This window comes from Pedobacter sp. AJM, from assembly GCF_002197755.1.
Classification (GTDB): domain Bacteria; phylum Bacteroidota; class Bacteroidia; order Sphingobacteriales; family Sphingobacteriaceae; genus Pedobacter.
The window spans coordinates 64,004-88,342 of sequence record NZ_NHOT01000005.1 but is presented as its reverse complement, the minus strand read 5'-3'; the positions used below and the strand labels follow the sequence as shown (position 1 = coordinate 88,342).

The following is a 24,339-nucleotide window of genomic DNA, read 5'->3' as shown; positions in this document are numbered from 1 at the left end:
TGTTAAATAAGAAATAATATTTTAAAGATTAACTATTTTTGATGCCGGAATTTTGATAGATCAATTTTCTGCATGTTAAACCGACATTCACTAAATATATATATGAAAAAAGGCTCTACTTTAATAAGGAGGTACCTTCCCCTGTTGTTCTTACTTGTAATTTCTTTTTCGGTTCAGGCACAGTATTTCGGGCAAAATAAAGTAAGGTATAAAAAGCTTGATTTCAAGGTTTTGCAGACACCGCATTTTGAAATTTATTATTACATAAAAAATGAAGCCTTACTAAAGAAATTTTCTCAGGAGGCAGAAACCTGGTATAAGATGCATCAGGAAGTATTCAGGGATACTTTCTTAAAGAAAAATCCAATCATCCTGTATAACAATCATTCTGATTTTCAGCAAACGACTGCCCTTCAGGGTGAAATCGGCATTGGTACCGGTGGTGTGACAGAAGCACTTAAAAACAGGGTAATTATGCCGGTAATGGAACTAAACAGTCAAACACGACATGTATTGGGGCATGAACTGGTACACGCTTTTCAATACCATACGCTGCTGGAAAAAGATTCGATCAGTCTTGAAAATGTGGGTCAGACGCCGCTCTGGATGGTTGAAGGAATGGCAGAGTATCTTTCTATCGGGAAAAAGGACGCCTTTACTTCCATGTGGATGCGCGATGCCATGCTGAACCGGGATATCCCTTCATTGAAAGACCTAACCAATTCCAATAAATACTTTCCTTATCGGTATGGTCAGGCATTCTGGACGTATATTGGATCTCAATATGGTGACACGACCATTGTTCCCTTATTTAAGAATACGGCAAAATATGGCTATGAAAATGCCATTCGATATACTTTTGGTTATGATGACAAGACGCTATCCGGCTTATGGAAAAATGCAATTGATGCACACTATAAACCCATGTTAAAGGCAGATAGTTCACAGATCAAAATTACAGGAACCAAAATTATAGATAATAAAAATGCGGGAAATATGAACGTTGCGCCTGCCCTGAGCCCGGATGGGAAATATCTGGCTTTCATGTCTGAAAAAGATCTTTTTGGCATTGATCTTTTTTTGGCTGATGCCAAAACCGGAAGAATAATCAGGAAGCTCAGCAGCCAGATCAGTAACGGCCACATTGACGATTTTAATTTTATTGAATCTGCCGGTGCCTGGTCGCCAGACAGTAAGCAGTTTGCCTTCAGTATTTTCAGTCATGGCAGAAACCAGATGATGATTATTAATGTATCAAACGGAGCAACCACATCCCAGACATCCATGCAGCAGGTGCAACAATTCGGCAATCTTACCTGGTCTCCAAATGGAAAGGATATTGCATTTTCAGGAATGGTAGAAGGACAGAGTGATATTTTCTCTTACAATTTAGATACGAAGCAAATCACTCAGATAACCAATGATGTTTATTCTGATTACGCACCCAATTATTCTCCGGATGGTAAAAAGATTGTATTCTCTTCTGATCGGGCAGCCATTCAAAGCAATAATATCACGGCCGTAAACCCGATCAATTTAGCCATTTACGATATTGAAAATAAAACCGTCAGCAATTTAAATGTATTTCCGGGCGCCAATAACTTAAACGCACAATTTTCAGGAAATAGCCAGAATATCTATTTCTTATCCAACAGAGATGGCTTCAGAAACCTTTATAAATACAATTTCTCTGATAACAGCGTTGATCAGCTTACGGATTATTTTACAGGGATTAGCGGTATTACAGAGTTCTCACCTGCAATTTCCGTTTCCACTACCGATGACATTGTATACAGCTATTACCGCTATCAGCGGTACACACTATACAATGCAAAGTTAAATAGCTTCAAACCCAAAAGAATAGGGAATCAGGATGAAAATTTTGATGCAGCCATACTGCCGCCTATGGAAAATATAGGTGTAAACATTGTAAACTCCAATTTAAACAATTTCGACAGGTTTGAAAAGGTGGTGGCAGATTCTTTAAAAACGGTAGCTTACAAACCAAAATTCAGGTTAGACTATCTGGCCAATAGTGGTGTTGGTGTTTCATCAAGCCGTTTTGGCACCGGCGTTGCAGGTGGAATTGTGGGCATGTTCAGTGATATTTTAGGAACAAATCAAATCATTGCCAATATCTCTGTTAACGGGCAGATTTATGATGCCGGTGGTTTGGTAGGATACATTAACCAGAAAAGCAGAATTAACTGGGGTGCCGCCATTTCTCACATTCCTTATGTTTCAGGATTTAATTCCGTTAGCTATGAAAAACTGCCGGCAGATAATAACACCACTGTTGATGCGGTAGCACAAAATACCGATATCATCAGAACTTTCGAAGATCAGGTACAGCTTTTTGCGGCATACCCATTCAGTAAAATTCATCGTTTTGAATTAGGTGGCGCATTTTCGCGTTACAGTTACAGGATTGACAGATACAGCAATTATTATAATACAGCAGGTAGCTATATTGGTGCTGACCGGAAAAGGATTTCCAATGAATTGGCTTCACAGGATTATGGTATTCCGTTTAATTCCTTTACGCTTTACCAATTGAATGCAGGCTTTGTTGGCGATAATTCTATTTTTGGTCTTACTGGTCCTTTAGATGGTTTCAGATACCGGGTAAGTGCAGAAAAATATTTTGGGACGTATAATTTTTCGGGCGTAACTGCAGATTTAAGAAAGTACTGGAGATTAAAACCAGTAACCATAGCGGCCAGAACTTATAATACCTTAAGAATTGGCAAAGATGCAGATCGACTTTACCCTATGTATGTGGGTTACCCCTATTTAGTAAGGGGCTATGAATCAAATTCGATTTATAAAACCACTTCCGCTCAATCTTCAGAATCTTTTGATATCAATCAGTTAACAGGTAGCAAAATTGCTGTTTTTAATTTCGAACTCCGGTTACCATTTACAGGACCTAAGAAATTGGCTGCAATACCATCTAAATTCCTTTTCAGCGATTTAAATCTATTCTTTGATGCCGGTTTAGCCTGGACAAATGATACGCAGGTAAAATTTAAAAGCGAACCTACATATGTAACGGAGACTTTAAAAGATGTTAATGGAAATCCGGTTTTAGATAGCAGTGGAAAACAACTTACATTTCAGTCAACCACTGAGCGGGTGCCTGTTATGAGCGTAGGGATCTCTTTACGGGTAAACGTTTTCGGGTATTTTGTACTTGAACCTTATTATGCCATTCCGTTTCAGCGTAAAGATGTAAAAGGCGGCGTATTTGGTTTAACCTTTGCCCCTGGTTGGTAATCTGTATCTGACCTCACTCAAAAGCGTTCCACTTCAATTGGAGCGCTTTTTTTGTGCACGAAGGATTTGAATTTAAGATAAGCTGGTAAAGGCCAGGTTAATCTGATTGGTTACATTTCTATGCAACAATATGTTTTCAAAGTCTAAGCCTATCGTTAAATCTATCCAATCCGGATTGCAGGATCTGACCAAACGCTCTTTCTGCATTTTGGTGAACCGGCTTATGATTTTGAAACGTGCCAATGCTTGTGCTTCGCTTTTAAATTCTTCAAAGTATACCAAACGTGTTAACTGTTGCCCGTTATCAAAAAACAAATTTGGCATCTGTTTATAGAAATCCAATGTTTTAATTAAATCAGAACTCATGCCTACGTGCATGCTGGTGCGATTTCTGTCGGTAACGATGTAAACAAACTTTTTCATAATCTTCAAAATATTAATTAACTAAACTAATTAGTATACCTTCTTGCAATTCAAAATAATATTACTAACTTTATGAGCATAAAATTACTAACTATTTTAGTAATTCCAAATTTATTTCAAATTTTATTTTTATGTCGAATATTTCAAATAACTTAAAGTATCTCAGAAAGAAAAAGGGCCATACACAGCAGAATTTTGCTGATATTATGGAAATTAAGAGATCACTGATTGGGGCCTATGAGGAAGATAGAGCCGAGCCAAAATATGATTTGCTAAAAAAAATAGCAGAATATTTTGACTTAACCATTGATGAGTTTATTAACGAAAAGATAAGCGACAGCTGGAAACCTAAGCCTAAAAGTTCCGGATCTAATTTAAGGGTATTGAGTATTTCGGTAGACCAGAATGACAGGGAGAATATTGAACTGGTACCTGTTAAGGCCAGTGCCGGTTACCTTAATGGCTTTTCTGATCCGCAATACATCAGCGATCTTCCAAAGTTTCAGTTACCCATACCTGCGCTTCGCCAGGGTACATTCAGGGCTTTTGAAATTATGGGCGACAGTATGTTACCCGTTCAGCCCGGTAGTGTAATTATTGGCGAATACCTGGACAACTGGAATGAAGTGAAAACTGGTGAAACCTATGTGATCATCAGCAAAAACGAAGGCGTAGTATATAAAAGAGCCGGAAATCGTTTCAAAGAAAATAAAGATTTGAAACTCATTTCTGATAATAAAGTATATGATGCCTACACGATAGCAGCAGACGATATCCTGGAAATCTGGAAGGCCAAAGCCTATATATCCACTTCCTTACCTGAACCTGCACCAGACCCAACCATGGAAACTTTAACCCAGATGATGGCACAAATGCAAAAATCTATTTCACAGCTGAATAAAAATTAACACTTTTTAACTTATGCCCGATTAAACTGTATGATGCTTTTCAGCTCTATTATACCAACACATAAATAATCAGAACATGAAAAAAGCAATTTTAACCATCGCAATAGCAGTAATGGGTTTTACTGCCGCATTTGCGCAAGACAGTACCAAAAAGATAAGAAGACAAATGCCTACAATGACTGCAGAACAAAGGGCAGAAAAGGTAACTTCCAGGCTGGAAAAACAATTGGCGCTTACGCCTGATCAAAAAACTAAGGTGTATGCCGTAGAATTGGAAAACGCTAAAAAAATGGAGGCCTGGAGAAAAGCCGATCATAGCGATAGGAAAGATAAAATGGCTGAACGTAAAACAGCAATGAGTGAACAAAAGGCAAAAATTGATGCCATCTTAACCGCAGATCAAAAAACCAAAATGGAAGCTTTCCGCACAGAGGCAAGAGAAAAAGGTGAAAAGATGCGTAAAGGATTTCGTCGCGGCGACCGCTCAGACAAAGCGCCTGTAGTATCCAATCCGCCTGCTCAAGGATAAAGGCAGCAAAATAATATTCGATAAAAAAAGTACGGAAATTCAATTCCGTACTTTTTTTGTGTCAAATTGAATGGTGAAAGCTAATACGAATGAACCTTTTTAATTTAAATAGCCACTTCTTTTTAAAAAATCTGCCCACACTTGGTATCCCGCAGGCAATAAATGTAAACCATCCTTAGTTAATGCTGCCCTCAGATGCTGATTTTCATCAGTGAAATTTGGATAAAGGTCAACCACGGTAACGTTTTTTGATGTAAACTTTCTGATCTCTTCATTGAGATAAAGAATATGTTCATCCTTACCATAATGATTTTTAAATTTTTCAAATGAACTGTTTACCGGCAACAGGGTGTTGAAATAAATTTGTGTTTTTCTTGATCCCTTCCTGATGCTTGCAATCATCTTTTTATAATTTCTCAGAATGATGCTGTCGGGAATATTTCTGGAAATATCGTTTATCCCGATCAAAATAAAAATTTTAGCGGGCTTTCCGTCAATCACATCCTGCAGCCTTTCTAAAACACCGAATGTAATATCACCGGAGATGCCACGGTTTTTAGCTTGTGGTAAATCCAGTAGTTTTGCCCAGTCTGTTCCGGCTGTAATGCTGTTGCCTAAAAAAACAATATCCTTTTTTGACTTTGGATCATCTTTAAACTTTTTTACCAGTTCTACATATTTACCAGGCCGGTAAGTACTGTCCCAGGCAACAGTCTGGGCATTGGCAGCAACCGTTATGAAGAATAATAAACTGAACGCAGTAAAGCATTTACGGAATGGAAATAATTTCATGACAACCTTTTTTTCAAACTTAATTATTTTGCCTGAACTAATACATCCGGATAATCAGAAATAATACCATCAACATCCAGTGCTTTTAATTTTTGAATGTCTTCTGGTTTATTGGCTGTCCATGGAATAATTTTAACGCCATCAGCATGTGCTTTAGTCACCATTTCTGCAGAGACCATTTGCCATACCGGACTCAAAATAAAAGGTTTAAAGCCTAAATCTGCGATGTTTTCTTCGTAAGATTTTTTATTGGCCACGAGAAAGGATGTTTTGATTTTCGGGTATTTCTCGTGAATGATTTGAATGGTCCTTTTATCAAAAGACTGGATCACCACAAAAGGCGAAATTTTCTTCTTTTCAATCACATCCATCAATAATTTCACAAACACTTCAGGTGTTGGGTTGGTTAGGCCATCACCTTGCGGACTACACTTGGTTTCGATATTATAAAAAAACTGCTGGCGTTTATTTTTCTTAATATCGTATTGTACTGAGTCAATTAAATCTGCCAGTAAAGGAATATAAGCTTTCACTTTCTGCTGTGTCGGAAACAAATCGTAGTATTTCGTCCCCAAATCAAACTGCTTTAATGCTGCATAATTCATCCCGAAGACCGGATATTTCTTTGCATCAGTGGCAGGGATATCTTGTCCATCAGGAGTAAGCATAAATGCGGGACTCAAATAATCATCATGCGTAACCACCACCTGTCCATCTTTCGTAATGTGTGTATCCATTTCCAAAGTGGTGATGCCTTTTATGTTCAACGTATTGATCATGGCCTTAATTGTATTTTCGGGCATCAGCCCTCTCCCGCCCCGATGTGCCTCTGCACTAAATGCCGGAAATGAGATGGTTTTTTGTCCGTAAGAATGTAGCGTACAAAAGGATACTGCCGTAATTACGATTGCTGACCTAACTAATTTCATTTGCTATGAATTAATGTTTATTGAATTGTTTAATGTTCTGATGATTTTACAAATGGTGATCAGGCAGTTACTTCCGCTTCGAATTGCTCTCCGAACCGGTCAGTGGCTACTACTTTCACTTTTTGCACTGTAGGATCAAAATGTGCCATAAATAAGTGATCTGTTGAACAAGCTTCCACAAAAGATCTTGGGTTAGGCAGTTTATCACCTTTATATAACTTCACAGCCAGGGGATCAAATCCATCTTGTTGGGCCAGTGTACCCATTGCTTTCCCATCCAGAAAATATTCTACCTTCCATTCCGGATCATAATTCCATACGTTGGCTATCAACCTTTTCTGGTTGGTTAAAGTCTCCACATAAACCGCAAGCTGTTCTTTTCTATCACGACCAGTAGATTTATAATGCCATTTCAGTTTTGTTCCATCCACTTCATAAACACCATAACCACGGGGTGTTCCATCTTCACAGATTGGCCCCGTCCACCAGCCACCACAAACGGTACCATGGTTATGCTCGAAAACACCATTTTTAATTACATTTTTATTAAAGTGGGTATGGCCAGACATGATGTGAACATTTGGATAATCCTTAATTACGGCATAAAAATCATCATTGTTTTTTACAGCGTTATGTACCGGGATATGCAGACAGATAATCAATAAGGCATCTTTTGGTACAAATTGCAAATCTTTAGCCAGCCAATCCAATTGTGTTGGGGTGATGTAGCCATCATAATTTCGCTCAGTACCTAAGTACCTGACATCATCCAGCACCACGTAATGTGCCTTGCCCCTGTTGAAAGAATAATAAGTAGGGCCGTAATGTGCTTGAAAAGTCCTGTCGGATGTTTCATCACCACCTTGTCTGTAATCCTGATCATGGTTGCCCAATGCCTGGAAAAAAGGAATCCCAATTTGTGCGATTGCTTCATCATAAGCCGGGAATAAATCAAAATTGTCCCAAACTAAATCACCAACCCCGATACCATGAACAGGTATTTTACCCATTCCCTGAACTACTTTTTTAGTATCAGGAACTGAAGTTTCCATCATTTGCTGCACATCATTTTTATTTTTAACCTGAGGATCAGCCCAGATAATGAAATTGTGCCTGTTATCATTTTGCTTCAGGGCCTTAAGGTCAAAATTCAATTTTCCGGCGGTATCCGGCTTATAATAATGCCTGGCAATACTGCTTTCTGTTTTAAACTCATAGCCAGCCGGCGTACTGATCCAGACAAATCGGGCCAGATCATTCAATTTAATTTCGTAATGGCCGGTTTTGTCGGTTTGAACAACCTGGTACCCGTCTGAAATGACGGCACCAGCTACGGCTTTGCCTTTACTGGTAACGAAACCGCTTACCACGCCATCAACGGTAAAAAGGGAAGAAGGGAAAGATTTTAGACTAACAAAAAGGGTTGTGGTTAACAGGCTTGTTTTTTGGATGAAAGATCTTCTGTTCATAATAGGAGGATTTAAATTCATCAACCAAGCCACCAATAACGAATGGCTTGATTGAATATATTAATTAACGATAACTGTAAAACCAGTGGCCTGTTGAATTTCTGAAAGTTGTGAGGTCGACTTTAGTTCGACATTTTTGGCTACTCTTCCGGTGCTCCATAAGCCGGTTGTGGCATCATAAATACCACCAAGCATGGTAAAGTTACTGGTAGCCGGAAATGCATACTTACTGGTGTTGGTACCACCGCCGTAAAAGTTAACACGTTTTCTATTCTGGATGACACTGTATTTATCGGTATTGGTGATGCGGTAACCTACCTCGGGTGGTCCGGCTGTATAGACGCTGCCACCTCCACCAAACATGACCACATCTAATGGAACCGAACTTGCACTTACCGTTGTGCCATCAAACACAGCAATACCTGCAACGTTACCACTGTTTGCCAGTAAATTAGTGGTAGCTGTACCAAAATCATCTCCGTTTAATGTAGAATAGGCTTTGGCGGCAATCCAGACAGCATTGCTGATGTCAGTTGATGCGGAGCCCCAAATTTTCTTATTGCTTCCGCCAACGTAACAAAACTGTCCCTTTTTAACTGAACCGGTGGTGATGTTAAACTTATACGTCCGCACGCCGCCCATTGCCCATCCTAAGGTTGGGGCAGCCGTAATCCCGGCATTATTAGACGTTACAATTGACATCGGCGTAACGGCAAAATTTATATCCCTGGTGGCTTTAAACTGTATATATTCATTGTTGGCATCAGATCCATCGGGATCCGTCAGGTATCCGGTCACTACCAATGGCGATACTTTGATGACATCCAGTTCGTAAATATCTTCTAAAGTTCTTGGCCATAACTGCAAACCGTCTGAATTTCTGAAAACAATTCCGGTAAAATCAGCAAAAGGAACCATGGCAGATTTAGCCAGCTGAGCAGTAGCTTCGGTATGAATGGTCGCTTTTCCAAAACCATCATTAATCACTTTGTTTCCTGAAAAGGTATCACCGGTAACCGGCTCGGGTGCTGTTACACCTTTGCTGATCGTGATCAGCGTGCTTTCGTAAAAATCAGGACGGCTGATCAGTATGGCAGTATTCACTGCCTGCGTTCTTACATTTCTGCCTGAGGAGATTTTTTTAATTTCACCTGCATTAACGCCGGTAAGCTGCAAAATCCCATCAACCCTTTTCATGGTGCTTCCGTCTATTTTAACATGAACCGAATCACCAGGAACATAATTTGCAGAGGCTGTACCAATATTAATGGCGATTCCCCTTAAAGAATCAATACCACTTCCGGTAATCCGGCTATTTTGAACAATCAATAATCCTGCAGGAATATTTCCGCTGGCCTGATCGGAAATGACCACACCCCTGATGCTGCTTGCACCCGATAAGTTGGTGGTATTTAATTGTATTTCTGTATTCTTATAAAGTTTGCGTAAATCAAAGTTCGCAATAAAGGGACTTGGATTCACTGATACATAATCACTGTCGCGCTTGCAGCTCATGAAAGTGCTCCCCAAAAGAAGAAGCGCAGTCATGTAATATATTATTTTTTTCATCTTATTTTAAGGATTAGGGTTTTTGCCACCAAACGAGTGTATTGATATCATCAACGCCCTGAGCGGCAACGGCATTTCGATAAGAAGTTGGATTGGTAGATTGTGTTACCAGTGGATAATTTAACCTTGCCGGCATTTTTCCACCGTTGGCCAGACCTGTACCCACCTGTAAAAAAGGATGTTTGGTTCTGCGGTATTCCAGCCATTGCTGAAAATCAACCATAAACAGGGCATAATATTTCTGAATGTGGATCAACTGCATCTTACTTGGTGCGTTGCGCACCTGATTTTCCAATGGCAGAGCATTGCTCCAGGCAATATCGGCAGCATTAACATAACTGATCACCTCCGGACTGCTCGCACTGGTAAATCTTTCAGGCATCCAGTAATTTACGGCATCAGCTATTCCTTTTAAATAATAGGCTTCACCCGTGCCGCTAATCCAGCCTTTTGCTGCTGCTTCGGCTAAAATAAAATCAACCTCGGCACAATTCATAATGATTCCCGTATAGCGGTCCGTTTGTAAAGTATATGGAGCATTGGTGGCATCAGAATAAAAATAAGATTGTTTTTTGATTGAATTACCTGCATCATACCCACTGGGTACGCCCACATATCCATCTGGTCCGGGTGCAATTCCAAACCTGCTTACATTATTTTTACCCAGTTGGGGATTAATGCGCGGATCGGCCCAAGCACTCAGGTTGCTCAGGAAAAAATCGGTAATGGCCGGTGTTCTGAAATCGACGGCCCTTACATTGATCATAAATGGAGAAGAATAAACGGCTGTACTGCTATTGGTTCCATTCCATAGAATTTTGGCCGTATGGCTATTATTTTCCATAACCGGATAATTGGCCTTATTGGTATCTGCAATTTCCTTGATTTTAGCAATTACCCGGGCACTTACATCAGACTTTCCTGAAATGCGAAGCAGTAACCTTAAGTAAAGTGAGTTGCCAAATCTGCGCCATTTATTGATATCGCCCTGATAAACCGGATCTGCATTGGCTGAAATCGTTGTGCCTGTGGCTAACAGCTTATTGGCCTCTTCCAATTTATCTAACAAATCCAGGTAAATGTCTTTTTGTTTATCAAAAGCAGGTTCTATTATGCCTTCTTTACCCTTATTGGCTTCAGAATAAGGCACATCACCATAAACATCTGTCAACAGCTGGAAAACCCAGGCCTGTGTGATTAAAGATATCCCTTTATAGGATGCATTCAGAGATTCCGGACGGTTTGCAATGGTATAAATATCCCTCAGGTTGGTTAATTCCAGATACCAATTGTTCCAGGTGTAATCTGCCCAGTTCCGGCGAACATCATACCTGAAAACTTTTCCTTCTGCATCACTGATATCGACCGTAACCTGCATCAACTCATTGTTGAAATTCCGGTTACGCACCATATTGGTTGATAATACATTAACGAGCGCGGGCGCCAGTAACTGCCCTGCTGTAGTATTGGTACGACCGATCGGATCGGTATTGACCTCATTAAAATCTTTCTTGCAGGAAAGGGCTGATAAACAGAGTGCTGATAATAATATATAACTGGTTATTTTATTTTTTGTCTTCATTATCTATAATTTTATAAACCCACCACTAAACGTACACCATAACTTCTGGTAGAAGGCAACTGACCTGTTTCAAAGCCCTGCACAATGTCGCTACCGGATAATGTGCCGAATTCCGGGTCAAATGCCGGCCATGGCGACCATATAAATAAATTTCTGCCGTAAGCACCAATGGTAAGTCTGGTAAAACCGATTCTTTTTAAGAAAGCCGGACCAAAGGCATAGGTGATATTTGCTTCCCTGAATTTCAGGTAGTCGGTTCTGAATACACTGCCTTCGGCCTGATCTGAACCATAAAGTGAGGTATAGAAACTTTCCAGATTGGTGGCCACCACATCATTCTTGCGGTAAGTACCATCTGCATTTTGCACTACCCCATCACCCACAACGCCATTATAACGTCCGGGTAAGGTAAGGTCTAATTTCCCCAGGGAAGCCATTCGTGAAAATGTTAAAGAGTGGGCTACTGCGCCTAACTGAGCATCAAACAAACCATTGATACTGAAATGATCATAAGTAAAGGTAGAGCCAAAACTAAACCTGAATTTAGGCATGGTATTTCCCAGGTAAATGAGATCAGAAGTACTGATTTTGGCATTACCTGTAGCAGAATCATAAATAATTTGTCCATCCGGCGATCTCATGTAGCCTCGTCCGTATAAATCACCCATGCTGCCGCCTACATTTGCAACGATTTGTCCGCCGCCTAATGCACCTGTGCGCAGCACTACTGAACTATCAGCCAGTTCTTCAATCCGGTTTCGGTTAGCTGTAAACGTTCCGGTAAGTTCCCATTTAAATTTCTTGGTTTGAACAGGTGTACCATTTACCGCAATTTCAATTCCCTTATTCTGCACGCGGCCGACATTGAAAACGGCCACATTATAACCTGTAGACCTGTCGATAATCCGGTTTAAAATCTGGTTTTTGGTATTGCCCAGATAAGTGGCAAAATCAAAATTAAGTCGGTTTTTAAATAAGCGTAATTCTGTACCCACTTCAATAGTGTTTGTTTTCAGTGGTTTCAAATTCGGATTCGGCAACACATTGGGGTTGGTCATGGCATTATCGGGATATATACCATTTGAAGCCAGACCATAATTATAAGCCGTACGATATGGTGTAGTCCCACCACTTCCCACCTGAGAAACCGATGCCCTTAATTTAAAGAAGCTGATCACTTTGGGAAGAGATAACAAATCGGACACGATTAATGAGGTACTGGCCGATGGATAGAAAAAACCCACGTTATCTGTTCTGGATGGCGTAGCTAAAGTACTGCTCCAATCCTGACGGCCTGTCAAATCTAAATACAGGTAATTTTTGAAACTGAAAGATAATGCTGCATAAAAACTGTTTATCCTGTATTTTGCTGTATCGGGTACAGAAACCAGCGGGCTCAAATTGTTATCCAGTTGGTAAATTCCCGGCACAACCAATCCATCTGCACGCAGTTCAGATTTTTTATATTCATTACGCATCTGGCTGCCACCTGCATTGGCATTCAGGTGCAGATTGTTACTGATTTTTTTATCATACCGCAACAGGAAGTCAAAATTGGTTTCATAGGAGTTAATGTCCTGTACGCGGTAAGATCCCTGGGCAAACTTATTTCCGGCCGCATCCCAGGGGCGTTGCGTTTCGCGGATATCTTTATTGTAATCAATTGAACCCCTTAATAATAAACTCAATTCTTTTGAAATCTTATAAGTAGCCTGAATATTACTCAAAATTCCGTTTCTCCGCTGCTTGTTGATATATTGCTCGGAGATGGCATAAGGACTTTCAGGATTGGTCGTGGTAATATTTACAAATTGTACATTTTCCTTCCCGGGTGCCCAGTAATCCCTGTACCAATCTGTATTCACGTTGGGTTGGGCAAACATAAACCAATACATCAATGACTGGTTTCCATAACCGGTTGCGGGCAGATTATCACTGTGCCTGTTGTTATAAGCGGCTTTAAAGGATACACTAAATTTTTTATTGACATCCGTACTGGCCGAATACGAAACTGAAGTCCGATCCAGTCCGGTGTTGGGTACAATCCACTCATTGTTGCCATGGCTGGCGGAGAACCTCATCCCTACACCTTTATATGATCCATCCAGGCTCAGGGAATTCAACGACTCAAAACCCGTTTGAAAAAAGGCATCTACCGGGTTTTGATAGGCCATCCATGGTGTGCGGGTGGTGCCCCGGGTCTTGGTAGCCGGGTCATATTGGTAAAAACTGGCGCCTGTGCCAAATGGTGCACCCCAGCTTGAACTGGTTCCATTGGTGCTTGGCCCATCTTCTGTTGCACCGTAAGAAAAGTAAGGTACACCAAACTGACCCTGACCAAGCTGATTTTGCGCTGCAGGGCTGTTATTCACCTGCTCCCAGGTACTATTTGACGTAAAGGTAATGTTCAACTTCTTATTGGCCCTGCCTGATTTGGTGGTGATAATGATGGCACCATTTGCACCACGCTGCCCGTATAATGCCGAAGCGCCCGGACCTTTCAAAACGGTAACGCTTTCAATATCATCAGGATTAAGGTCATTGAGTGCCGAACCAAAATCGGCCGGCATCACATCACCTGATGTTCCATAAACACCTCCTGATGAACCTGCTGTACGCCTTGCAGAACTGCTGGCTACTACCCCATCAATTACAATTAACGCTTCATTATCTCCGGTAAGGTTATTTTCACCACGTAAAATAATTTTATTAGAAGCTGCCGGACCACTGTTACGCACCAAATTTAAACCAGCTACTTTTCCAGAGAGTGATTCTGTCCAGTTGCTGGAAACGGCATTTGTCAAGGAAGTACTATCCACCTGCGTAACCGAGTAACCCAATGCCTTTTCATCACGTTTGATCCCTAAGGCTGTAACCACCACTTCATTCAGGTTACTTGCTGAAGAAGCTAAACGGATGACTACATTATTTTCGTTGTTGTTAAAAACGCGGCTGACAGCGGTGTAACCGACCATGTTATAGACTACCTTGGTGCCTTTAGCAACATTAATAACGTAGTTTCCTTTTTCATTGGTCACCCCTAAAACCTTTCTGTTATCATCCGTTATGGTAGTACCTATTAGAATCTGTCCGTCCTCATCATCCAGAACCGTTCCTTTTACAATGATGTTGGCAGGGTTAATTTGAGCAGACGCATGGCTAAAGCAGATCAGTTGTAAAACCATGATAGCAGCAAACAGTCTACATCCTGAATGAAAGCGGTTCCTCTTTTTTTCGAATTTGAGACCATTATTCGGATTACATTCCTTAAAATGTGCAAGACATTGCGGCAGGTAAAATTTTTGAGTAAATTTTTTAATCATATTCGTTATATTCGGTTAGTAAGTATCATCTAATTCGATTTACCCCTTCCCAATTCAGGAGCAAAGTAAGCCTGTTCACGTTAAAAATATGTTAACTGCACATTAAGGTATACCAATAGATCTTGATTAATTTCGAATTGTTTTATTTTGATTACATTATATTTCGAAATATTATCTTTAACGTAAAACGAAAGTAATAACGAATAACAGTAATTACAAACATTGACTGTCAATAACTACCGAAATCGAATGGAATTTTGCTTTAAAAAATATCGATCAGTAAGAAAAAAGAAAGGTGGTAATCAGAAGAGAAACAAAAAATATCGATGCACAGACATCTTTAAGGAACAATTGTAGGATTAAATTGTAGACTATTGGAAATTTACAGGCATGATCTACCAGTTCAAATTAATTCAACAATATTAAGTAACATTTTAATGATATAAAATATCGAAACATAAAGAAACCCAATTTAGTTAACCATTATAACTTAATATATACTTATTGTAAAGTTTTCTTAAAGAATAAGTTCTCTCTAAAACAACCAGCAGGATAATTGGTAAAATGACCCAGGTAAAAATCTGGAGCACATAAAAAATATAGGCAACTAATCCTATTAACCTGAAAGCCTCCAGGTAACAGATCCATCTTCTCTGTTCCAGTAAAGCGCCAATATTGATTAAAGTGATTAAAACGAAGACCAGGATAGCCCATTTGTCTAGAGCACTTAAATAAGGGAAAAACATCGTGGCAAGCGTTAGAGTGGCAACCACCGCAACCAACTGCATATTGAGGTATTTTTTAAATTTAAAAGTAGATCGTTTCTTTTGTTTATCCTGGAAATAGCGGGCTTCCAGAACCGGCCTGATGTTTTGATCCATCAATGCCGGACTTCCGAATAAGGCATTCCATTTTGCTTTAAAGCCATGTGCCAGCCGGTAAGCTGCTGCTATTTCGAGGTAATAATGAAAATGCTGCCACAGAAAACTATAGCTTTTAATGGGGTGCGTTAATCCGTATTGAGGTGGTTCTTCTTCCTGCTGAAAAGTACCAAAAAGCTTATCCCAGAAAACAAAAACATCACCATAATTTTTATCCAGATATTTTTCATCAGAAGCATGGTGAACACCATGGAGCGAGGGCGTGATCAACACCTTTTCCAGCCAGCTGATCTTTCCGATGAGTTGTGTATGGGTGAAAAAGGAATAAGCACCATGTGCCAGCAGAATGGTAATGATCATCGACGGCTGAAAGCCAATCAGTGGCAGGACGCACCAGAAAACATTCCTGAAAATGGCCTGAATGGTGGTAATCCGGGCGGCAGCCGTAAAATTAAATTCCTCACTTTGATGATGTACAATATGTGCAGCCCAGAGAAAGTTAATTTCATGCCCTAAACGGTGATACCAGTACCAGACAAAATCTGTAGCCAGTAATAAAAGCAGCCATACGTACCATTTATTAGGAATCTGAAATAAAGCATAATGCTGATAAACCCATTCATATACCTGGTAAAAGCTGGCCGCAATAAATAAATTCAATAACCGCTCGGCGATACCTACACTGAAATTAGCAACGGAACTTTCATACTTAAATACCGCTTTCCGCTTTCTTTGCTGCGCAACTTTATACTCAATGAACACAAAAACAAAAAAAGCAGGAATGGCAAATGCGAGGTAGTTTACAGTCATGATGATTACATTTCTTGAATATCAATACCGCAAACATATAAATAATCTACTAATTATATAGATTATATAGTTTACTATTTTAAATTAGTTGCCATTCTATTCGTTTAATATTTATTGTTTCTATTAATTTGCAGAAATCAGTTTATATAAAAACATTCATATGGCAGCAGAAAAAAAAGTCGGACAAACCAATATCCTATCCATTGACATCGGCGGAACAAGTATCAAAACAGTTTTACTGGACGAAGATGGAAATATGCTGTCAGAATATATGAAAAGTAAAACGCCTGCAGGTGCAACACCAAAAGATATTGTTTCCGGTATACAGGATCTGATTAAACCCATTCCTAAAACTTATAACCGCGTTTCTATCGGATTTCCGGGATATGTAAAGAACGGGATGGTGAAGACCGCACCAAACCTGGCTAAAAATAAATGGGCAGATGTAGACCTGGCCCAACGCGTAGCTGATGCTTTAAATCAGCCGGTAAGATTGGTAAATGATGCTGATCAGCAGGGATTGGGCGTGGTAGAAGGCAAGGGTTTTGAAATTGTGTTTACTGTAGGTACCGGATTTGGAACCGCATTGCTGTTTGACGGCGAACTGCTACCACACCTGGAACTGGCACACTTCCCGATCAACAAAGATGAAGACTACGACGATTACATCGGCAATAAGGCTTTTGAAGACATTGGTTCAGAACGATGGAACAAACGTTTAAAGAAAATCATCGAAATCTATAAAACTGTTTTTAATTACGATGCGCTTTATATTGGTGGCGGAAATTCAAAACAGATTGATTTTAAACTGGACAGCAACATTACATTGGTAACAAACAGAGATGGTATTAAAGGTGGTGCAAAACTTTGGAAACTAGCTGATAAGTACAATATTTTTACTGTTCATCCAAAAGTGTAAAACTTACACTATGTACTGTTGTTAATTATTACAATCTTTTAACATCAAAATCAACTATATTCATTTGTAAGTTCTAATTTTGAATACTATAAAAAATTAAAAATGTCAGATAACGAGTCAAAAAAATACAAATTGGGGATGATCGGTTTAGGAACCATGGGCCGCAACCTTTTATTAAACATGGCAGATAAGGGTTTCGCCGTAACCGGTTATGATAAAGATCAGAAAATGATTTCCAAGCTGGAAGAAGAAGGGCAGAAACACGAGCTAAAGGGTTTCAATGATATTGAAGCCTTCATTAACAGCTTGCAATCGCCAAGAACACTGATTCTGCTGGTACCCGCCGGCCCCATAGTAGATAGCGTTATTACAGAATTAAAACCCTTGCTCAGTAAAGGTGACATCATCATTGATAGCGGTAACTCACATTTTACCGATACCAACCGCAGGGTTTCTGAATTGGAAAAAGATGGTTTGCATTTCTTCGGAATGGGAATCTCCGGCGGAGAAGAAGGTGCCCGTTTCGGTCCGAGCATGATGCCGGGTGGTGATAAAAAAGCCTACGATGTGGTGAAGGAAGTTTTCGATGCAGTTGCGGCTAAAGTTGGCGCTGATCCATGTGTTACCTATATAGGTCCCGGAGCATCAGGTCACTTTGTCAAAATGGTGCACAACGGCATTGAATATGCCATTATGGAACTCATTGCAGAAGTATATGGTGTATTGAAAAATGGCCTCAATTACTCTAATGAAGAAATTTATAAGGTCTTTAAAAAATGGAATGAAGGCAGGCTGCAGTCTTTCCTGCTGGAAATTACAGCTGAAATCTTCTTGTTTAAAGATACCGATACCCAAAACGACCTGCTGGATCAGATTAAGGATGAAGCCCGTTCTAAAGGTACAGGAAAATGGACTTCAGAAGTTTCAATGGAATTACAATTACCTATCCCGACCATTAATGAGGCCGTTTCTAACCGCGATTTATCTAAATTTAAAAAATTAAGGGTATCACTGGAAGAGGCTTTTGGCAAAAAAGAAAGCCAGATTAATCTTACCGTTGATGAATTGGAAGATGCTTTTTATTTCTCTATGATCAGTGCTTATGCACAAGGCATGCATTTATTGGTTCAGGCCTCTACAGAATATGAGTATGATTTACAGTTACAGGAAATCGCTAAAATCTGGCGTGGTGGATGTATCATCAGGGCTAAGTTTCTGGAAGATATTTATCAGGCCTATGATAAAGATAACGCACTTGAACATTTATTCGGCGATGGCGGAATCCAGAACATCATTAAAGATACACTGACAGGAACCCGTAAAACCATTTCAGCATGCATCAACGCAGGTATAGGTATCCCGGCATTTGCCTCAACACTGACTTATTTTGATACCATTACAACGGCAAGGATGCCTTCTAACCTTATACAGGCACAACGGGACTTTTTTGGCGCACATACTTTCGAGCGTATTGATCAGGAAGGTGTTTTCCATGCCGACTGGAATAAACTATCATAAATTTTAATTACAAGAAGTCAAACATAAAATGAAGACTAAAGCCGCATTAAGCCCAACGATATTTGTCATATTTGGTGGTACAGGTGATTTAAATAAAAGAAAATTAGCTCCTGCCTTATATAATTTATTTATAGAAGGTTACATGCCTGAAAAGTTTGCCATTATTGGTACCGGCAGAACTGAATTTACAGATGATAGCTATAAAGCTGCTCTGGAAGATGCAGTAAATGAATTTTCTCGCTCCGGAAAGGTAAAAAAAGACAAATGGGATAACTTTGGAAATACCATCCACTACTGCCCTACTGATTTTGCTCAACCAAAGACTTTTGAAAACTTAAAGGATGCCGTTGAAAAATACCAAAAGGAATACGGTCCAGATACACAGATTATTTTCTACCTGGCTGTAGCACCTAATTTCTTTCCGGTTATTGCAGAATATCTGCACAAATATAAGCTGACGGAAGATGAAGACAATAGCCGGATTGTGATCGAAAAACCATTTGGTCATGATTTAGAATCTGCAAAAGAGTTAAATGCGCTATTAAGAACTATTTTTACCGAAAAACAAATCTATCGCATCGATCACTATTTGGGTAAAGAAACCGTTCAGAATATGATGGCTTTCCGTTTTGCCAATTCTTTATTTGAACCGCTTTGGAACAGGACATACATTGACCATGTACAGATTTCTGTAACCGAACAATTAGGTGTTCAGGATCGTGGTGGTTATTATGAAGGTTCGGGTGCGCTGCGTGATATGATCCAGAATCATTTATTACAATTGCTTTGTTTAATTGGAATGGAAGCACCGATCAACTTTGATGCGGATGAAATCAGAAACCGTAAGGTAGAAGTTTTAAAAGCCATGCGTCCGTTCTCTGCTGAAGATATCCGTTTTCATACCGTTCGGGGCCAATACAGCAAAGGCTGGGTAGAAGGAAAAGAGGTACCTGGTTACCGCCAGGAAAAAGGTGTAGATCCACATTCTAATACAGAAACTTTCGCCGCAGTAAAATTCCACATTGACAACTGGAGATGGCAGGGCATTCCGTTCTATTTAAGAACCGGAAAACGCTTAAATCAAACCTCTTCCTTGATTACCATTCAGTTCAGGGATGTACCCCATCAGATCTTTTCTTCGGGTGTAACCGAAAACTGGCAGCAAAACCGCCTGGTGATCAGCATTCAGCCAGAGATGAGCATCAGGTTACAGGTTCAGGCAAAAAGGCCTGGTTTGGATATGGTTTTAAATCCGGTTGATATGGTGTTTGACTATAAAGGCACTTATGATGGCGACACCCCAGAGGCTTACGAAACCTTGCTTTTGGATGCCATGATGGGTGACCAAACCCTATTTATGCGTGGCGATCAGGTAGAAGCGGCATGGGAATTGGTGATGCCGATTTTAAATACCTGGGAAAGTAAAAAATCAATTAATTTTCCTAATTATCCGGCAGACAGCTGGGGACCTGAAGAAGCCGAGGCCTTAATTGCCCGCGATGGTTTCCACTGGTTTAACCTGCCCTTAAAGAATAAAGAATAATATTTTTATCTCGTCCTTGCCAGGTATGATGCCTCTGTATATTGAATAGCATTATAACTCGCAAGGACGTCTATTTTAAAATAATGAACCTACTGATATACAAAACCCTCGAAGAATTAAATCAGGATTTAGCAGATTACGTGATCAAAATCGCCGAAATGTCAATTGAAGAAAACGATCGCTTTAATTTTGTTTTAACCGGTGGAAGTTCGCCGAAGGCACTTTACCACCTTCTGGCTACGGAATGTGAACATCGAATTGACTGGGAGAAGGTTTATTTCTTTTTTGGTGATGAGCGAAATGTTCCTTCAACAGATGAGAATTACAACGGCCTGATGGCAAAGAAGACTTTGCTTGATCCACTTGGAATTAAGGAAGACCATATTTTTTATGTAAATACCACACTGGCACCTGAAAAGGCAGCCATTGAATATAAAAAATCAATTGACAAGCACTTTAACGGAGAAGATCCGGCATTCGACCTTATCCTTTTAGGAATGGGTGATGATGCGCATACGGCATCCATTTTCCCTCATACCACTTTAGTGAAGGATCAGGAAGTTGATGTGGCCGCCGTGTTTGTTGAAAAATTAAATACCTACCGCATCAGTTTCACTGCTCCTTTAATTAATAAGGCAGATAATGTGGCTTTCTTGGTTTTTGGAGAAAATAAGGCAGAAGCTTTAAAACATGTGATTAATGATGAGGAGAAAAATTTCGATCTGTATCCTTCACAGTTAATTGATCCGATTGATGGAAAACTGACCTGGTTTACCGACGAAGCTGCAACCAGATTACTGGAAGAGTAATAACCATTTAATACTATTAACCCATAAGGTTTTGAAGACCTTATGGGTTGGTTAATTTATACTTGGCGTAAGTTGAACTTAAAGCGCCGGCTTTAAATTCTCTTCAATTAATAACTTAATAATTCCATCGGCCATTCCCACCTTTGGAACATAGAGTTGCTTGATACCTGTCCATTTCATCAGCGTTAAATAAATCTCACTCGCCGGGATAATCACATCAGCACGGTCAGGATTAAGGTGCAGGGTATTAATTCTTTCCTTTAAGGAATAACTGGTAAGTTTATTATAAAGCGCATTCAGCTTTTGCAGTGAAAGTGGTGCATGGTCTTTCTCTTCGCTCATCCTGAAAAGCTTATTGATATTGCCGCCGGTGCCAATTCCGGCAAGATGCTTATGGCCCTTGGTATGTTCTTTCACCCATTCCTTCATTTCTTCCCAGGTTTCTTCCTTATCCTGATTATCCAGCATTCGGATGGTACCAATATCAAAAGATCTGGAGATCTGCGGTGTTCCCTTCACAAAAACAGAAAGTTCTGTACTGCCTCCGCCCACATCAATATACAGATACGTTTTGCTGTCATCAAGGTCTGCCTCAATGTGGTTGGCGTAAATGATATTGGCTTCCCGCTGCCCTTCTATAATCTCCAGGTTAATTTCAGTTTTTTCCTTGATCCATTTAACGATTTCTGCACCGTTTTTGGCCTCGCGCATAGCTGAAGTAGCGCATGCCAGGTATTCAGATACGTGATAAACATCCATCAGGTTTTTGAAAGCTGCCATGGTTTTGATCAGGTCTCCGGTTTTTTTTTCTGAAATCTGTTTATCCAGAAAGGCGTCATCACCTAAACGAAGTGGCACACGGATTAAAGTGTTTTTTTTGTATTTGAATTCGCCATCGTGTTTGCTGATATCAGCAATGAGTAGCCTTACCGCGTTAGAACCGATATCTATAGCTGCGTATCTTAACATTATGATTGGTGCTTGGTTTTTAAGTAGTTATAAGTATCAACTTGTGCCCTGATTTTTTTACTTAACCTGTTTTTATGATACTTGTTATTGTTTAATGCATTAATCTGACGTGCCTTGGTATTGTCCTGCAGTTGCAAATCAATAATATCCTGAATTTCTTGTTTCACATCAGGATCCAGAACCGGAAAGCCAACTTCTACCCGATGCTCGAAATTCCTGCTCATCAGGTCGGCAGATGATAAATACATATCATTTTTACCGTTGTTACTGAAAATATATACGCGGGCATGTTCCAGAAATTTATCAATGATGCTAATGGCCGTAATGTTTTCGCTAAAGCCTTTCACCCCTGGTACCAGACAGCAAATTCCGCGGATAATCAGTTGTATTTTTACGCCTGCATTGCTGGCATCGTAAAGTTTGGAAATAATGCCCTCATCAGCCAGGCTGTTCACCTTGAGCATGATGTATGCAATTTTTCCGGCCTTTGCATTTCTGATCTCCCGGTTAATAAAATTCACCAGTTTAGATCTGCTTTCCATTGGAGATACAATTAAATGTTTATACCCCTTTATTACCGTGCGTTTGCTTAAAGCGTCAAACAACTTAACCAGATCATTGGTAATTTCTTTACGCGCAGTGAAAATACTGTGGTCGCAATACAACCCGGCTGTTTTTTCATTGAAATTACCCGTTGCCAGATTGGCGTAATAAACCGTTTTTTCTTTTTCAATCCTTTTCACCAGACAGATTTTAGAATGTACTTTATAATCTGTTAAGCCATAGTTCACCTTAACGCCCTCTTCCATTAAACGGGTTGTCCAGAAAATATTGGCCTGTTCATCAAAACGGGCTTTTAATTCCAGTAATACCGATACGGCCTTTCCGTTTTTTGCGGCATTGATCAGGGCATTAATTACTTTTGAATTTTCAGCCAGGCGGTATAAAGTAATCTGAATTTCGGTAACCTTCGGATCTATGGCCGCTTCACGGAGGAAAAGAATAATGTAGTCATAAGACTGGTATGGAAGATTAACCAGGTAATCGCGTTGCGCAACTTTATTGAACATACTCTGTGTGCGATGCAATTCATGCACCTTAAGCGGGACATTAGGCGCATATTCCAGTTCCTTTTTTCCCACATTGGGGAAAGCAATAAAATCACCAAACTTATGGTACCTGTTGCCGGGAATCAAACTTTCGGCTTCCAGCTTCAGCTTATTCACCAGGACTGTCAGCATATTGAGTGGCATGGCTGAATCATAGAGCAAGCGCATAGGTTTACCCTTTTTCCGTTTTTCCAGGCTACTTTTTAAATCTTCAATAAATTTATCGTTAATGTTTTTGTCGATATCCAATTCGGCATCCCTGGTGAGCTGAATGGAATAAGCCTCCAGGTTATCATATGTAAATACATAAAAAATATCATCTAGGCAGTACCTGATAATGTCCTCAGCCAGAATAATAAATTTCAGATCGTTGGTTTCAGGCAGTACCAGAAACCGGGGTAAATTAGGCGGAATCTCAATTAGGGCATACTTCTCTCTGATCTTGGTATCTTTTTTGGAAAGCTTGACAAAGAAATACAGATACCGGTCTTTCAGTTCCGGGAAAGGTTTGTCCATATCCAGCATAATGGGAACCACGTTCGACAGGATTTTATCACGAAAGTGATTCTTTACAAATTCACCTCGGCTTACGTTTAGCTGTGTATCGTTTAAGATAAAGATTCTGTTTTGTGCGAGCTCATTGATCAAAGTTGCCTGAAAAAGCTGATCGAATTTCCGCTCCTGTTTCACCACAATATTTTTGATTTCATTCAGGATTTTACGCGGATTAAAACCCAGAAGTGCTTTAGCTTTATCATTCAGATTGGTTAAGCGGGTCATTGTAGCTACCCTTACCCGGTAAAATTCTTCCAGATTGGATGAAAAGATGGATAAAAACTTTATTCTTTCGATAAGCGGCACAGTTTCATCGGCAGCTTCCTGTAATACGCGGTCATTAAAGTAAAGCCAGCTAATTTCACGATTTAAAAATGGTATCTTCTTCTTGCTCATTTAAAAAAATAAAAATCCCTGCCGAAACAG

At 39.9% G+C, this 24,339-nt stretch carries 17 protein-coding genes; 7 read left to right on the top strand and 10 right to left on the bottom strand.

Features of this window, described 5'->3' with window-relative positions:
* Positions 1–102: 102 nt before the first annotated feature.
* Complete coding sequence (locus CBW18_RS12295) at positions 103–3,276, top strand: peptidase MA family metallohydrolase (RefSeq protein WP_088301637.1); 3,174 nt, start codon at positions 103–105, stop codon at positions 3,274–3,276.
* Between the two features lie 72 nt (positions 3,277–3,348).
* Here the strand turns inward: CBW18_RS12295 and CBW18_RS12290 are convergent, their stop codons facing one another.
* Entirely contained in the window at positions 3,349–3,699 is a 351-nt protein-coding gene (locus tag CBW18_RS12290) for a GIY-YIG nuclease family protein (RefSeq protein WP_088301636.1), read from the bottom strand.
* A gap of 131 nt (positions 3,700–3,830) precedes the next feature.
* On the opposite strand from CBW18_RS12290, the gene CBW18_RS12285 reads away from it, so the two are divergent.
* Positions 3,831–4,607: a LexA family transcriptional regulator gene (locus CBW18_RS12285; RefSeq protein WP_088301635.1), complete on the top strand. Its 777-nt coding sequence runs from the start codon at positions 3,831–3,833 to the stop codon at positions 4,605–4,607.
* Between the two features lie 76 nt (positions 4,608–4,683).
* A complete protein-coding gene (locus CBW18_RS12280) occupies positions 4,684–5,136 on the top strand; it encodes a hypothetical protein (protein WP_088301634.1) in 453 nt (150 codons plus the stop codon).
* 99 nt (positions 5,137–5,235) lie between these two features.
* Here CBW18_RS12280 and CBW18_RS12275 read toward each other — a convergent pair whose 3' ends face one another.
* The 7 genes from CBW18_RS12275 to CBW18_RS12245 form a co-directional block, all read right to left on the bottom strand.
* On the bottom strand, positions 5,236–5,928 hold the full coding sequence (locus CBW18_RS12275; protein WP_088301633.1) for a GDSL-type esterase/lipase family protein: 693 nt from the start codon (positions 5,926–5,928) through the stop codon (positions 5,236–5,238).
* Between the two features lie 23 nt (positions 5,929–5,951).
* Positions 5,952–6,857: a glycerophosphodiester phosphodiesterase family protein gene (locus tag CBW18_RS12270; protein WP_088301632.1), complete on the bottom strand. Its 906-nt coding sequence runs from the start codon at positions 6,855–6,857 to the stop codon at positions 5,952–5,954.
* A gap of 59 nt (positions 6,858–6,916) precedes the next feature.
* Positions 6,917–8,326, bottom strand: a complete 1,410-nt coding sequence (locus CBW18_RS12265) for a calcineurin-like phosphoesterase family protein (RefSeq protein ID WP_088301631.1) — start codon at positions 8,324–8,326, stop codon at positions 6,917–6,919.
* 60 nt (positions 8,327–8,386) lie between these two features.
* Positions 8,387–9,895: a DUF5689 domain-containing protein gene (locus tag CBW18_RS12260; RefSeq protein WP_140418674.1), complete on the bottom strand. Its 1,509-nt coding sequence runs from the start codon at positions 9,893–9,895 to the stop codon at positions 8,387–8,389.
* Positions 9,896–9,908: 13 nt separating this feature from the next.
* Entirely contained in the window at positions 9,909–11,477 is a 1,569-nt protein-coding gene (locus CBW18_RS12255) for a SusD/RagB family nutrient-binding outer membrane lipoprotein (RefSeq protein WP_088301629.1), read from the bottom strand.
* Positions 11,478–11,488: 11 nt separating this feature from the next.
* Positions 11,489–14,662, bottom strand: a complete 3,174-nt coding sequence (locus tag CBW18_RS12250; protein WP_088301826.1) for a SusC/RagA family TonB-linked outer membrane protein — start codon at positions 14,660–14,662, stop codon at positions 11,489–11,491.
* Positions 14,663–15,276: 614 nt separating this feature from the next.
* Entirely contained in the window at positions 15,277–16,491 is a 1,215-nt protein-coding gene (locus CBW18_RS12245) for a sterol desaturase family protein (RefSeq protein ID WP_088301628.1), read from the bottom strand.
* 160 nt (positions 16,492–16,651) lie between these two features.
* Between CBW18_RS12245 and CBW18_RS12240 the strand changes: the two genes are divergently transcribed.
* The 4 genes from CBW18_RS12240 (at position 16,652) to pgl (ending at position 21,280) form a co-directional block, all read left to right on the top strand.
* Positions 16,652–17,410 (top strand): ROK family protein, encoded by a 759-nt coding sequence (locus tag CBW18_RS12240; RefSeq protein WP_088301627.1) that lies wholly within the window; start codon positions 16,652–16,654, stop codon positions 17,408–17,410.
* A gap of 102 nt (positions 17,411–17,512) precedes the next feature.
* Positions 17,513–18,928, top strand: coding sequence for an NADP-dependent phosphogluconate dehydrogenase (gene gndA, locus CBW18_RS12235; protein ID WP_088301626.1), 1,416 nt, complete (start codon positions 17,513–17,515; stop codon positions 18,926–18,928).
* A 28-nt stretch (positions 18,929–18,956) separates the two neighbouring features.
* Complete coding sequence (gene zwf, locus CBW18_RS12230) at positions 18,957–20,471, top strand: glucose-6-phosphate dehydrogenase (RefSeq protein WP_088301625.1); 1,515 nt, start codon at positions 18,957–18,959, stop codon at positions 20,469–20,471.
* Positions 20,472–20,554: 83 nt separating this feature from the next.
* Complete coding sequence (pgl, locus tag CBW18_RS12225; RefSeq protein ID WP_088301624.1) at positions 20,555–21,280, top strand: 6-phosphogluconolactonase; 726 nt, start codon at positions 20,555–20,557, stop codon at positions 21,278–21,280.
* Between the two features lie 78 nt (positions 21,281–21,358).
* Here the strand turns inward: pgl and CBW18_RS12220 are convergent, their stop codons facing one another.
* Together CBW18_RS12220 and ppk1 are read right to left on the bottom strand one after the other, a co-directional pair.
* The gene (locus CBW18_RS12220) at positions 21,359–22,249 is read right to left on the bottom strand and encodes an exopolyphosphatase (protein WP_088301623.1); all 891 of its coding nucleotides are present in this window, start codon (positions 22,247–22,249) and stop codon (positions 21,359–21,361) included.
* Positions 22,249–24,309, bottom strand: a complete 2,061-nt coding sequence (ppk1, locus tag CBW18_RS12215; protein ID WP_088301622.1) for a polyphosphate kinase 1 — start codon at positions 24,307–24,309, stop codon at positions 22,249–22,251. Before ppk1 ends, CBW18_RS12220 begins: the two co-directional genes overlap by 1 nt.
* Positions 24,310–24,339: the final 30 nt, after the last annotated feature.